Here is a 13,526-nt window from a genome sequence, read left to right on the forward strand (position 1 = left end):
GAAGTACTTGCAAGCCCTGGGCCAGCCTCGACCGCCGAAGAGGTCGATCGCAGCATCTGCTCGCTTCTTGAGTTCCGGAAGGCTCGCAACCCATTCGAAGCCCGTCCCGCCGGGCAGCGAATCACAGTCCGACCCTAGGCATACGACGAGGGTGAACCCAGCCTGGCGATCAGGGCATCGATCTGTTCTCGGGTGGTGTCGCGCATGATGAAGAGATGTACATAGGGCCGGTCCACACCGTCGACCGGGACTGTCATGCCGGAGAGTCCGAATTCTTCCACCACATCTCGAGCTGGTCGGCGGAAGCGCAGGCTGAGCGACCAGGGCGATCTCCCGACCCACAAGTCCGGAAAATCATCGCGGTCGCCACCGAGCGCCCGCAACCTCGTTTCGGTGTACTGCGCCAGGCGTAGCGCCCGGACGACCTCCGCGGTTTGCGAATCGTAGGAATTGCGAGCGAGATAGTCCCACATGACCACGGCGGTCTGTCCATTACGCGAGCCGGCCAGCATGGTGTCACCCGACCCCACATATTCAGGAAAGGGAGGTGGGTCCATGCGGTAGCGATTTCGGGTCAAATACACGCCGCCAGGCCATGGGGAGCCGATCCATTTATGCGCGCTGACCACCATCGAGCACACACCGGGCACGTTGAAGTCGAAGGAAGGAAAGGGCGTTCCGGGCTCCAACTCGGGCCGATCGGAAGCCATCCGCAAGAACGGGAGGTAGGCCGCCCCTAATGCCCCGTCCACATGGACCCAATACCAGTTCCTGAAGTCAGCTTGTCCCTTGCGGTCCGGATCGGTCCGCCAGACACCCCCGGTGTGCGCATAGCACTGTGCAAGGGTCTCGCTCACCGCGGCGACATCGTCGCAAGCCCCCTTGAATGTGGTTCCCGCGTTGACCACAACGATCACCGGATGGTGCCGCTCGGCGAAATATGCCGCCAACGTCTGCAAAGCAGCGATGTCGATGGCCCCCGGCCCGGAGCCGCCCCCGGTCACCGGGACTGCGCTCGGCCACTCCGATCCGAGTGGGCACTCCCCTGGGTAGCGACGCTCCCCCAATGTTTCCGGTGTCTCCAACAGCAGGAGCCGGGCGGTTTTGGCCACCGAGTAGTGGCTTTCCGCCGAATACAGAAGCACCGGCTCCCTGGGCCGCGGCGTGGAACCCTCGCGGTCCGCGCAGACCTCGGGCAGCAGCAGGTCTTTTCCCAGGAAGTAGTCACGCGCGTTCCATAGGCCATAGATGTTTCCTTCGCTGGACCCCATTGTCAGCAGGAAACCCCAGTAGGACTCCGGGTTTTCGGGGGTGTGCGGCGGGGACAATCCCCAGAGCTCGGCGAAGTAGTCGAGGACAGCTCGCTCGAACGCTTTTGTCTCCGAGCTGAATTCATTGTCATCGAAGGGATCGCCGATGTTGTTGATATGACCACCCAACAGCCAGGAGAAGTCTCCGTAGTCAACGTTCCAGGTAATCTGCCACCCCATTTCCTCGCCGCCCGCCCGAATCTTGTCCGCCAAGGCAGCGAGAATTTCCCGCCGCTTTTCCAGCGGCAACGAATGGGCACCGATCTTGGACACGTCCGGCATGAGACGATCTCCCTTTTTCAACCGCAGTGTCTTCGAAGCGGATCTCGGTGCAACTCATCCGATGACGACTTCGCATGTGGATCTCGCCGAAGAGTCACTCCATAATGCCAGAGCGCACTCTCGCACGTCTCGCAAACGACGTCTGAAACCGCCTGTTGCACAGCCCCTCTCATGCACCGATGCCTCGTCTGGAAACTCGGACTCGGCCGATGGCCCCATTGCGCGAGGTGCTGGAGGGCTGCGGGCTCCCGTGACCGGAAAGGTCTCGTCCACGAGAAGCCGCCGGGTGCCCCATCCGGATCCACCACCCGCGCCGAATGTCGATAGGCCTGAACGAGCCAGCTCGGTCCTCGTCGTAGCCGGATATGTCAGCCACCAAGGAGTTTTTCATGTCGAACTATCAGCCGCGCATCCCACCGGTGCCGGCGCTGAACCTACTGGCTCGAGTTCGGGACCGGCTGGTCGGGATGCACCGCCGCACCATGCTGCCCTCGGTCGTGATGCTCGAGATCATGCAGGCCGGGCTGCTGGCTCAGGTGCTGGGCGCTACCGCCGAGCTCGGAGTAGCCGATGCGCTGGCGGATGGCCCGCTGGCCGCCGACGAACTCGCCCGCCGGCTCGGCGTGCGGCCGGATGCGCTGGTGCGGCTGCTGCGACCACTGGTGGCGGAAGGCATGTTCAGCCAGCATCAGGACACCTACGCACTGACGGCGTTGGGTGACCCGCTGCGCGGCGACGCGGCGAATTCGATGCGCGCCGGTGTCCGGATGTTCGGTGATCCCAGGCACCGTGCCATGTGGTCACATCTGGCGCAGGTCGTCCGCACCGGCGCAACGGGTGCCGAGTCGGTCCACGGTGCGCCGATCTTCGAATATGCCCGGCAGCAACCATGTTTCGGTGCCCTGATCGACGCGGCGATGACCGATTTCTCGGAGCTGGCGGTGGCGCCGATACTGGCCGCCTACGACTTCGCCCGGTATGACACGATCGTCGATATCGGCGGTGGCAAAGGCCGGCTGCTGACCGAGATCTTGACCCGGGCACCCAGGTCGCGTGGTGTGCTTTTCGATACCGCGGAGGTACTCGCCGACGTCCCCGCCCGGCTGGCAGCGCTCGGACTGGATGATCGCTGCGAGGTGCACAGCGGTTGCTTCTTCGAAGCCGTCCCCGAGGGCGGAGACGCCTACATACTCAAGCACGTCATCCACGACTGGCTCGATCCGCAGGCGGCCGAACTCCTTTCCACTGTGCGCGCGGCCATCCCCAGCTCGGGCCGGTTGCTGCTGATCGAGGTGGTACTCCCGGAGACCACTCGCCGGACCATGGGCAATCTGCTCGATCTCGAGATGCTGGTCGTCACCGGCGGCCGTGAACGTACCGAACGAGAATACCGGAAGCTGTTGAGCGCCAGCGGTTTCGAGCTGTTGCGCCGGGTGGATACGGGTACCCCGGACAGCATGCTGGAGGCGCGCCCCTGCTGAGGATGGTGGCGGGAGGCTGGAACAACCGCAGCCGAGTACGTCAAACGGTGCTTCGTCGGCTTCGAGAAGCCCAGTCGCCCAGCGCCGCGACAGCGACAGCGAGGATGGCGAAGACCACGGCGAGCGCGATCAACCCGAGACCCATGTGCAGGTACCCCTTTTCGCGGGGATCGATGAACGGGTAGGGATACCAGTCGACGATCCGGCCACGGACGAGGGTGTAAACGCAGTAGGCCAGCGGATACAGCAGCCAGGAACCGATCAGTCGCGCAGAGACTCCGAGTGCGACCGGAACCAGCAGCCAGTCGGCCAGCATCACCAGTGGAATCACCCGATGCAGGATGTGATTGATCCAGGGGTTGCTCAAGCTCACGTCGACGTCGGCGAGCAACACGGCGTAGACAACGCCGGTGATGATCATGTAGAGCGTGGCCGCACCGCGGAACAACCGCCAGTTCCGCCCTTGCGGGTCCCACAGTCCGCCGACCGACAACACCACGAAAGCGATGACGTTGGACTGAATCGTGAAGTAGCTAAAGAAGTTCGCCATCGAGTAGCCAGGATCATCCCAATTGGCGACCGGGCCATTGATCAGCGCGATGAGACCAAGTACGGCGAATCCGATGCGGAGTATCCGAATCCAGGCGGCGGTATGTCCCTCAGTGCCCATCGCTGGATCCTCTCACCTCGACAACACCGAGAGGACGACCGACACGATGGTCGCTGGAAGTTCACTGAATACCCCTCCACACGCCGCGAGTACCGGACCCTAGATCACAACCGGCGGCAGCCCTGACCGATCACGGTGCCCTTGTCCGCCAGGAAACCGTCGCATTGACACTCCTGATCTTCAGTTGGGCGAGCTCGACAAGGACCGACCACATCTCTATGTATTCGGTGCCCCAGCACACCAGGATTGCCGCGACCCCGGCGTCTCAGTACACACCCTCGATCACTTCGTGACCGCCGAACTCGGCGGTGGGAGCGATGCCCGATACTGCGCACCCGAGGGCGCCGGACAGCGGCGGCACACAGTAGGCGGTGTCACGCTCCGGATTGTTCGGGATCAGTGCGTATTTCGTAATGTGGTTCATCACCACCTGCCCGCGATGGCCGGGCGTGACGTCGCGACCGGTGTCCGGGTCCATGACGCGGAAGAACACGTACGGGCTGAAGGTGTCGAAGATGGGTTCGCCGTGAAAATCCTCGCCGGGTCGTTCGCGGGTACCTCCGAGGATCGTGGTGCTGCCGTAAGCGCCCTGAACAACGACATTCGGGAATACCTCCCGGCGGTAGAGATCTCGCGTGTCCGCATCCATTCGAGCACCGCCCCAATGGATTCGCCGCACCGACGCGTTGATCATGTCGACGAGCTCGCTGCGCCGCGCGAAACGCTCCAGCAACGGAGGTGTCGTGACGAGCAGGTCGATCCGCTGGGTGCGCAGGATATTCGCGGCCTGGTCGACGACGTGCTCGGCGTAGGCGTTCGCCTCCTCCTGCTTTCCCTGGGCTATCAGCCGTTTGACCCACCGCGGATCGAGGTCGACGGAGAACCTCAGCCCACCGGCACGGCGGGACTGGCGGGCGGCGAGTTCGCCGAGCATATGCGGCCCGGAGGGCACCACAGCGAGGATGTTCACCGGATCCCGTTGAGCGCGAAGAGATCCGGGCCAGTTCTCCCAGGCGACGATGGCTTCGACCCACTCTTCGAAGAACACCAGCCGTTTCGGCGCGCCCGTGGTGCCGCCGCTCTCGAAAACCCCGGCTATCGCCGGTGCCGGACCCAGACCCTGTGGAATGAGATCCTCGACCTTGACATCACGGAAGTCGTCGACAACGTTCGGGAACAAAGCCAGATCGGCGGCGGTCTTGATGTCGGTGCGGGGATCGAAATCGAGTAGGGCGGCGCGGCGCAACCAGTAAGGACTTCCGGTGTCCGAGCTGAAATGCCATTTCATCAGTTCACGCACATACTCATCCGGGTCGATACCGGACGGGTCGGAAACCAGGTCCAGGACAGCGCTGGTCATGACAATTCTTCCCGCGTCTTCTTTCGCGCCACGGTCAGGCCGTCCGCGATCGGTAGCACCACCGACTCCACGCGGCTATCGGCCCGGACGTGAGCGTTGAACGCGGCGATCGCCGCGGCGTTGCCTTCGGGCAGTTCGTCGGCGGCCTCGCCGTAATAGAGCACATTGTCGGCCAGAAGCATTCCGCCGGGCCGCACTCGTGGAACGAGTAGATCCCAGTACTCGATGTAGCCCGTTTTGTCGGCATCGAGGAACACCAGATCGACGTCGGCGGTCTCGGGCAGCCGCCGTAGCGTCTGCCCGGCGGGTCCGAGACGCAGGTCGATCCGGTCGGCGACGCCTGCTTGCCGCCAGGCGTCCTGCGCGATCTGTCCCCAGTCGGCCGAGACGTCACAGGTGATCAACTGGCCGCCCGATGGCATACCGACCGCGAGCGCCAGGGTGGAGTATCCGGTGAAGGTCCCGACTTCGACGATCTTCTTCGCGCCGGTCAGTTTCACCAGCAGTGTGAGAAAAACGGCTTGTTCGTGCGGTATCTGCATTTCCGCGGCACTACCCAGACGGCGAGTCTGTTCGATCAGACGCTGCTGGATCGCACTCGGCGGCTCGGCCTGCCGGACCAGGTAGGCATAGATCTGTTCCGTCATGGCCACGGTTTTGACAGTGTTCGTCACAGCGACTCCTCCAGACGCGACAGAATCGCGATGCTGTCGCGATGCATACGAGTGATGACGGCGGTGGACCGATGTGGCAGCCCTGGCCACGGACACGGGACATCGAGGGGATGATTGACCAGGTCGCACCGGACTTCGGCAAGCCGGGACGCGAACTGGGCGAGAAACTCGTTGCGGCACAGTGCCATTCGCTCGACGCGGAAGAACCTATCGCACAGAGCACGCTCGGCGGGTGTCGCCGGCGCCGTGGTGTCGTCGCGGGACCGGCGCAACAGCGAGCCGCCCGCCGGGACCAGATGGTCGGCCACGCTCGAGTGCACGAGGTGGTTGTTCCGCACCGCGGCAGTCAACGGTGCGAGCTGTTCGGGAGAACACGCGGCCCGTACCTCGCGCAGTAACGGTGGGATCGGTTCGTGATCACGAAGCCAGCGCCCGCTGAACGCCGGATCCGCCGCGATCATCCTCGGCCTGATTCGCTCCTGGTAGACCTCTGCCGAGCAACTGCCGCAATACAGGAACAACACCGAGTACGCGTCGTACAGCAGCGCGGCGCGACCGACAAGCTCAGCGGCGGGCGCGCTGGACCCGAGCAGGGCTCCCAGCGCTTCGGCCAATAGTCGCCACACACAGAACGCGGCGTGATGCCCGACGAACCAGCGATGCTCTGCGAGGTCGTGAACGCCCTGCGGTGCGGGCCGAGTGCGAGGCTCGACGGCATGCCAAGGCAGGCCACGCGGTGAAGGATCTACATGTCGGCATGGAGCGAACGCCGATCCCGGAAGTGGAAGGAACAACACCTCACAGGCATGTTCGTCCGGTGGGCCGATCGATTCGCCGCTGGGCGCACTGCTCAGCAAGGTGCACCCTCCTGCGCGTCCTCCTCGGTGGCAATCCAGTCGAGGAGAGCGGCGGCCGCGCGCACGTCGGTGTCCAGCGGGCGGTCGGGTTCGATCGGTGCCACGATGTCGAGAAGCCGATCGAGGATCCGCGCGCATCGCCGCGCTGTCGGCCGGCGTCGGCCGACATGCACAGCCTGGCAGAGCGCCACGGCCAGCGACCCGTGCAGCCACCGCAGCTTCTCCGCGAGCTCGAGTGTGTTGAGCGCGGCCTGCGTACCGAACGGTACGACATCCTGGTTGTGGCCGTTGGTCGGCAGACTCTGGATCGACGCCGGTGTCGCGGCACGCCGCATCGCGGCCACTGTCGCGGTGGCAGCCAACTGCACGCCCTGGACCCCGTGCTGCTCGCCCGGCCGCACCGCCAGCATGGGCGGCAGGCCGCCATTGCGATTCGAGTCCACCAGCAAGTCGAGTTGACGTTCGGCCAGATTGCCCATCTGTACGGCCGTCGACGACAACGAGTCGGCAGCGAAGGAGACGGGCTGGCCGAAGAAGTTTCCGCCATGCAGCACCGCGGCGTGCTCGGGCACGAAGATCGGATTGTCGCTGACCCCGTTGAGGTCTTTGTCTATGACACCCGCGGCGAATCCGATCGCGGTGCGAACCGCACCGAGTAACTGGGGGGTGCAACGAATGCTGTACGGCTCTTGCAGTGGGCGGCCGCCGCCGGCTTCGCAGCCCGCCAGCAACCGCCGCAGATCGGACGCCGTAGCCGCAGCATCCGGATGCCCGTAGGCCTCCAGCAGCTCCGGATGCACGAACGCCGTTGTGCTGCCCAGGATGTCGGTCAGCAAAGCCGTCAGCATCAGCGCCACGGAGTGCGAGCGACGCAACGACGCCGACGCCAACCCCGCCGCCGCCGCGGTGAGCGAGGTACCGTTCACCAAAGCCAGGCCATCACGGCCGTCCAGATGCAACGGTTCCAGGCCCGCTCGCGCGAGCGCGTCAGCGGCCGGCATCCGAGCCTCACCCAGGTAGGCATGGCCGTGACCGCGTAACGCCTGCGCGACGTAGGCCAGGGGTATGAGATCGCCACTGGCGCCCACCGAACCGAACTCGGGTACCGCCGGGGCGAACCGGGTGCCGAGCATGCGCGCCAACGCCGACAGCGTCGCGACCGAAACACCGGATCGTGCCTGCGACAGCGACCACAACCTGGCCAGCACGGCGGCCCGCACCACCCGCACCGGCAGATCTCGCCCTTGGCCGGCGAGCAGGTGCGCGATTGCGTTGTCGCACTGATCGGCCGAATCCAGCCGGCCGGAAAATCCGACCAAGGGACCGAAACCTGTTGTCGCGCCATAGACTTGCGCGCCTGAGGCAATCCGTTCGAGCGCGAAGGCACGGCACGCGGCCACCTTGTCCAGCGTGGACTGGGCGATCGCGACTTCGGTAGGGCCGGCAGCGCTTTCCAGTATCCGCGTGGTCAACCGGCCAGGAATACGAACAACGGAGGGAAGGGCAGAAAACTCGGTCGGCCTTTCCGTGGCTTCTTGCGACATACAAGCCTTTCGGCGAGCACAGATTGGGATTTCGCTGTCGTCGGGACGAAAATCCCGGCGCGAAATACGTGACTTACTGCCGCATCCCGGCACCGGCGAACCTGCGGAACGCACCTTGTCACACCATAACCGCAGTCGGATTTCTGTACGGATATCGACACGCTACGGACCTCAACGGACGAACGACTTGGTGCGCATGAGTAAATCGGCGAGGTAGCCATTGTGGGGCAAGGTGGACCGCATCCAGGTGGTGGGATACGGCCCGGCATACACGTTCGAGATGGTCGGCTCTCGAACCAGTGCCTCGATGAGGTCACGATCGTCGGTCAGCACGGTGACAGCCACCGATCGGCACAGCGGCCCGATTCCATCGGCCGGACTCCACGGCGCGACCCAAACACAGGGAAACGGCAGTTTGATATCGAGTTGCGGCGCGGTCGAGGAGGACACTTCATGCACGGCCGGCCGCAGTACGGCACCGCCGGTATCCAACTCGGCCACAACCGTATCCCCGCCCAGCCAGCAGCGGCTGTCACGGGCCACACCACGCAGATACCGATCGATGTGACGAGCGCGGTCCAGTGTTTGCGCCGGGAGTATCGCGCGGGGATGCTGCGGTGGCAGCGTGGGTATTTCGGACAGGTGATGAGCGAGGGCTTCGGCACAGCCCGACGCATCGTGTTCGACAAGGACAGAAGTCGTGGCGATACACGCGGCGCCGCCGAACCCGGTGACCGCACGGGCGATGAGCTCGATATGGTCTTGCCATCTCGCGTCAGCGGTGATCAACATCTTCGAACGGCCCGGACTTTCCGGAAGAACACGACGATTACTCGGGTCGTCGTCGCCGATATGCTGGGAGAAATCCGCTTCCGAAACGATGACTTGTGCGGTGGCGTCGTCACACGGTAATAGCGACACTGCGGCATTCCCGAAGCCGGTAGCCCGGATCGCCGAAACCAGCCGCGAGGCCGTGAATGGTTCACGGTTCGACGGGTGTACGACCACTTGATATCCCAACGCGAGTGCCTCTGGCCACACGGAGTGGACACCCGGGGTATTGCCCTCGGTATGAACGGCGAAAACATGCCCTCGGGGCACCCACACCGCGGTGCCGTCCGCAGCTGCGGGATCGTCCCACTCGGTGACTACCCCGGTCGGTCGTATCCGCTCTATTGTCGCTGCCATATCCCGCAGTGCCGCAGCGGTTGTGGCCAGTGACGCGTCGACCACGGGTCGCGGTACGCCGGACACTCGCGCGACCAGATCGAGGTAACCCTCCGGTTCGAGGCCGTCGATCTGTGCGGTCGCGAAGATGTCGGCCGCTTCGACCAGCCATCGAATCCGGCTGCTCAGGCCCGCGATCGGCGCCTGACGCATAGCCGTCATCTCACGGCGGACATACAAAGAGGGAACCTGTGCGAGTTGCCCGATGCGATCACCGGCGACCGTACACAGATCCTTCTGCGTTCGAGGGCGATAGTGACCGGTCGAACCGAGAGCGTCGATATGAATCAGGTCAGAAGTCAAGGCGCCCCTTTCGAATACCTCCGAACCCGACAATGTGCAGACGACTCCACCGGGTCGGATCAGATGGTGTTACGCGACTACGCTCCGGTTACGCCGTCTGGGCAATGGCTTCGAACGTTTCGATCGTGTCTCGGACGTCGGCCGAGACGTCGTGGTCGCTGAGTTTTACGATGACCGTCGCGCTACGCCGATCGACGTAAATGAACTGGCCGAAGATACCCTGCGCGAAAAGTTCCTGTCCGTCCCTGCCGTGCCACCATTGCGCCGAGTAGTGGTGTCCTTCGATGGGCAGCGGGGCGGGCTGCTGAATCCTTGCGATCCACGGCAGCGGCACAACCTGTGTCCCAGCGGCCCGGCCGTTGTCGAGGACCAACTGGCCGATCTTGGCGAAATCCCGAGCAGTGGCATTGAGGCAGCAGAACGCCTTTTCCTGTCCGGATCCGGCGTGATCGAGGTTCCACAGGGCATCATCCTGTGCGCCGACCGGGTGCCAGATCCCTTCCTGTAACAGTGCGGTGAGCGATCGGCCTTCGGCCCGTGCGATGACCATGCCCAGCAATTGGGCATCGATGCTGCGATAGCGCGCTTTGCTTCCGGGCGCGAATATCAGGCCTTGGTGCTCGCGCACGAATCGAAAGAGATCCTCGGTGAGGTACATCGCGGCGGCGTCATCGACCGCCGTGTCCGAGATGTCATAGCGCTCGGCGACATCGACACCGGAGGTCATGTCGAGCAGGTGCCGCACGGTGATCGCATCGTATCGAGTCCCGGTGGCGAGCTCGGGAAGGATGTCGACCAAGCGGTCGTCTTCGCGCAGCTTTCCGGTGCCGATCGCGCGCCCGGCCAGCAGGGACACGATCGACTTCGCGAGCGACCAGGACGATTGTTTGGTGTCCGCCGCGAATCCCTCGCCATACCACTCGTGGACTATCGCACCGTGGCGCAATACCACGAAGGAATTGGTGTGGGTGGTCTCGAGTAATTCACGTATCGAGATCCGCGATCCCTTCCAAGGCACCGTGTCCGGAAGGTGCCCCCTGCGGACCGGGAACGGTCGCGAGATGGGAGGGGCCGACACGGTGCGGCTCGCGAACAGCGCGCCCTGCCTGGACGGCGGTGTATTGCGCAGCTGTTGCGCGTCCACGGAAAGGGTGAACGATACGGATGGGGCGGGCAGGTGCAGCATCGCGAGCGCGGCGACGCTGCTTGCGATCGCGACGACTGCTACGGTCCGGATTCCGGTTCGAATACCGGGCGGCTTGGTGCTCATCGAAACCTTCCTTGACTGATGGGTGCAATTGCGAGTCGAACGCCGCCAAGGAATCAGCGCGCCGTCCGCAACATGCCCCATAGCCGCGGCCCGTCCGGAATTCGGATCTCTCCGGTGAGCACAGCACCGGATTTCTCATAGAAGGCAAGAGTGGACTCGCTGGTGCACACGCCGTAGATGTCGATATTGTGGCGGTCACAATATTCGAGCCTGTCTGCGATCAGCGCGAGCCCGGCTCCGCCTCCCCGGTGTTTTACCGCCGTCGCGAAATCATCGAGGTACCAATGCGGTGTGGTGGGCCGGGAGTCGTCGATAGCCGACACGACCGCGTCCACCGCATGCAACCGCGAACCGAAAAAGCTCCGCACTTCGGGCATCGAACGTGCTTGTGCCCACTCGGCTTTCGACGGCTCGGACGTATCCCACACCGCGACGGCCGCCGGCTCGCCGTCCTCGTCGCGGGCCATCCACGCCTGCTGCGCCAATGGCAACCGCAGAGTGAACAACTGCGGCAGTTTCGCGCGGCGCATCTGCTCGTCCGGCCAGATGAACGAGTACACCGGATCGTCGACAAAGGCGTCGGCGAATACCGCGACGCACGCTGGAAGGTCATCAGGCCCGAGCGGCTCTATGGTGAAGCTCATCGAGCCGGCCTATCGCGTGCCGGGCTCAGATCGGCGTTCATCGTGCCCCTTTCGCTTGTAGCGTCGTCAGTGGAAAGGCCCTTCCCCGCCCCGGGCACCAGGAGTTTGTTCGTCGCGACCACCGCCACGGATTGGCGGACATCGGTTCGGGAGCGCTGTGTGTCGGCTCAGAAGACGCGACCGCGAGGACGCCGGCTACCCACGTTGTCGCGCCTATCCTGGTCGTCACGCCCGCCCTGATCGACACTCCCGCGCCCGCCTCGATCAGCGTCGCGCCCCTGGCACCGGCACTGGCCTGCACGCCGATCCGCGTCCCTTTCTCGGCCCCGGTCCGCGGCCCGATCGACCGAAAGGTGCTGCGCCAGCGCCGTCGCCATTGCCGAACCCGAGGTCGTAGCGTCCGGACGGTGGGCTGCGGCTACGCCTCCGCCCAGCATCAGCGTTGCCGCCACAGCGGCCGAACAGGTCATCACCGCAACGGCGGTTTTGCGAAACATCCCGGTACCTTCCCATCGAACGAATGAATCGGCCGTAGGCAACGGCCGGTGTGAAAAGCGCAGCCCCGGCCCATGTAATCGATGTAAGCCGGTGAGCCAATAGGTACTTCGGAGCGATCTACGTGGTGGATGGGAAATCGCAACCGCCTGAATATCGCAGCCTCCTTTTGCCACGACCGCTTCTCCCTAACGCTGAAAACCCGGAATTATCCCGGCCCTTCGAGGACTGCGCTATGCGGAAAGCGCACCTGCCATTCACCGCCACAGGGCGCACGGACTGCGATCGAGCTGCTGTGGATGGGCCTATCCGCAGCTATCGCCGGAACTGGGCAGCGGCGGGAGAGGCGTGCCGAGGTGATCTACGTCATACCGCGTCACAACCTCGGACGCTCGCTCGTCTTGTTCGGTAGCTACTAGTGGAAAGGTCTTTCGATGAAAACGAACCAGATGTTCCGGCGCCTGGCCGGGTCGGTGGCTGTGTCGCTGGGAGTGCTCGCCGGTGCCACTGTCCCCATGGATCACGCCTGGGGCGAGCCGTCGTCGTCGGAATACCGATCTCAATATTTGGCCCGCGTGGAATCGCGTTACGTCGATACCGATTTGGCTCGTTTCCACTACACCCGCACCGGTACCGGGCCGCCCGTGGTGCTGGTCGCAGGCGGCGGGCTGTGGGGCTACTCCTGGCGTGATGTGATTCCGGCGCTGGCGGCCGACCATACGGTCTATGCCGTGGATCTGCCCAGCCAAGGTTTCACGGAACTCCATCGTGCCGACTTCGCCTACACGTTGCCCGCGATGTCGCAGGCCATCGCGACATTCCTCGACGCGGTGGGTCTGGGCCGGGCGGCGATCGTCGGCCACTCCTGGGGTGGTGCGTGGAGTCTGTATTTTGCTCAGCGGTATCCCGACCGGGTCGAACGGCTGGCGCTGCTCGACTCACCCGGGCTCGATGCCGAAAAGGCGCCTGTCACACCATTGTTCACTACACCGCTGCTCGGTGAGCTGGCCACGAACCTCACCACGCGTTCCTTCTACGCCGAGAGCATCCGCGGCACCTTCCACAACAAGCACCTTGTCACCGACGAGGTGATCGACGAACTCTATGCGCCGTTCTCCCGCCCCGCGAACCGCACCGGGTTCCTGTCGCTGTGGCGCAACCTGGACTTCCGGCTCACCGACACCGGCCTGGCCGGTGTCAGCGCGCCCACACTGATCCTGTGGGGCGCGCAGGATAGCTGGCTGCCACCGTCGCAGGCCGACGCGCTGGCGGCTCGGATCCCCGATGCCACGGCAACGATCCTCCCAGGGTGCGGGCACACCGTCCACGAGGACTGCCCGGCACAGACGATTCCGCTACTGACCTCATTCCTACGCTGAGCCCTGGGCAGACCATGTCTCGAAAACTAA

At 64.2% G+C, this 13,526-nt stretch carries 11 protein-coding genes; 2 read left to right on the forward strand and 9 right to left on the reverse strand.

Annotated elements, in window-relative coordinates:
• Positions 1–134 precede the first annotated feature (134 nt).
• Complete coding sequence (locus tag BJ987_RS29860; RefSeq protein WP_209896415.1) at positions 135–1,592, reverse strand: PLP-dependent aminotransferase family protein; 1,458 nt, start codon at positions 1,590–1,592, stop codon at positions 135–137.
• 389 nt (positions 1,593–1,981) lie between these two features.
• On the opposite strand from BJ987_RS29860, the gene BJ987_RS29865 reads away from it, so the two are divergent.
• Positions 1,982–3,073, forward strand: a complete 1,092-nt coding sequence (locus tag BJ987_RS29865) for a methyltransferase (RefSeq protein WP_209896416.1) — start codon at positions 1,982–1,984, stop codon at positions 3,071–3,073.
• 40 nt (positions 3,074–3,113) lie between these two features.
• Here the strand turns inward: BJ987_RS29865 and BJ987_RS29870 are convergent, their stop codons facing one another.
• The 8 genes from BJ987_RS29870 to BJ987_RS29905 form a co-directional block, all read right to left on the reverse strand.
• The gene (locus BJ987_RS29870) at positions 3,114–3,743 is read right to left on the reverse strand and encodes a Pr6Pr family membrane protein (RefSeq protein WP_209896417.1); all 630 of its coding nucleotides are present in this window, start codon (positions 3,741–3,743) and stop codon (positions 3,114–3,116) included.
• Between the two features lie 265 nt (positions 3,744–4,008).
• Positions 4,009–5,103 carry an AMP-binding protein gene (locus BJ987_RS29875; protein WP_209896418.1) on the reverse strand — a complete coding sequence of 365 codons (1,095 nt, stop codon included), beginning with the start codon at positions 5,101–5,103 and terminating at the stop codon, positions 4,009–4,011.
• Entirely contained in the window at positions 5,100–5,777 is a 678-nt protein-coding gene (locus BJ987_RS29880; protein ID WP_307869798.1) for an O-methyltransferase, read from the reverse strand. Before BJ987_RS29880 ends, BJ987_RS29875 begins: the two co-directional genes overlap by 4 nt.
• The gene (locus BJ987_RS29885; RefSeq protein WP_504739758.1) at positions 5,774–6,574 is read right to left on the reverse strand and encodes a 3-methyl-L-tyrosine peroxygenase-related protein; all 801 of its coding nucleotides are present in this window, start codon (positions 6,572–6,574) and stop codon (positions 5,774–5,776) included. The genes BJ987_RS29880 and BJ987_RS29885 overlap by 4 nt, the downstream gene beginning before the upstream one ends.
• A 53-nt stretch (positions 6,575–6,627) precedes the next feature.
• Positions 6,628–8,106, reverse strand: a complete 1,479-nt coding sequence (locus BJ987_RS29890) for an aromatic amino acid ammonia-lyase (protein WP_209896420.1) — start codon at positions 8,104–8,106, stop codon at positions 6,628–6,630.
• Between the two features lie 243 nt (positions 8,107–8,349).
• Positions 8,350–9,558 (reverse strand): aldehyde dehydrogenase family protein, encoded by a 1,209-nt coding sequence (locus tag BJ987_RS29895; RefSeq protein ID WP_245366190.1) that lies wholly within the window; start codon positions 9,556–9,558, stop codon positions 8,350–8,352.
• Between the two features lie 238 nt (positions 9,559–9,796).
• A complete protein-coding gene (locus tag BJ987_RS29900) occupies positions 9,797–10,894 on the reverse strand; it encodes a serine hydrolase domain-containing protein (RefSeq protein WP_245366191.1) in 1,098 nt (365 codons plus the stop codon).
• Between the two features lie 137 nt (positions 10,895–11,031).
• On the reverse strand, positions 11,032–11,622 hold the full coding sequence (locus tag BJ987_RS29905; protein WP_209896422.1) for a GNAT family N-acetyltransferase: 591 nt from the start codon (positions 11,620–11,622) through the stop codon (positions 11,032–11,034).
• 929 nt (positions 11,623–12,551) lie between these two features.
• Between BJ987_RS29905 and BJ987_RS29910 the strand changes: the two genes are divergently transcribed.
• The gene (locus BJ987_RS29910; RefSeq protein WP_209896423.1) at positions 12,552–13,496 is read left to right on the forward strand and encodes an alpha/beta fold hydrolase; all 945 of its coding nucleotides are present in this window, start codon (positions 12,552–12,554) and stop codon (positions 13,494–13,496) included.
• The last annotated feature ends 30 nt before the right edge of the window (positions 13,497–13,526 follow it).

Source organism: Nocardia goodfellowii (assembly GCF_017875645.1).
Classification (GTDB): domain Bacteria; phylum Actinomycetota; class Actinomycetes; order Mycobacteriales; family Mycobacteriaceae; genus Nocardia; species Nocardia goodfellowii.

Coding starts and splice junctions, on each gene's coding strand:
- BJ987_RS29910 (WP_209896423.1), top strand. CDS start 12,552: ATGAAAACGAACCAGATGTTCCGGCGCCTGGCCGGGTCGGTGGCTGTG.
- BJ987_RS29860 (WP_209896415.1), bottom strand. CDS start 1,592: ATGCCGGACGTGTCCAAGATCGGTGCCCATTCGTTGCCGCTGGAAAAG.
- BJ987_RS29875 (WP_209896418.1), bottom strand. CDS start 5,103: ATGACCAGCGCTGTCCTGGACCTGGTTTCCGACCCGTCCGGTATCGAC.
- BJ987_RS29900 (WP_245366191.1), bottom strand. CDS start 10,894: ATGCTGCACCTGCCCGCCCCATCCGTATCGTTCACCCTTTCCGTGGAC.
- BJ987_RS29865 (WP_209896416.1), top strand. CDS start 1,982: ATGTCGAACTATCAGCCGCGCATCCCACCGGTGCCGGCGCTGAACCTA.
- BJ987_RS29870 (WP_209896417.1), bottom strand. CDS start 3,743: ATGGGCACTGAGGGACATACCGCCGCCTGGATTCGGATACTCCGCATC.
- BJ987_RS29895 (WP_245366190.1), bottom strand. CDS start 9,558: ATGCGTCAGGCGCCGATCGCGGGCCTGAGCAGCCGGATTCGATGGCTG.
- BJ987_RS29905 (WP_209896422.1), bottom strand. CDS start 11,622: ATGAGCTTCACCATAGAGCCGCTCGGGCCTGATGACCTTCCAGCGTGC.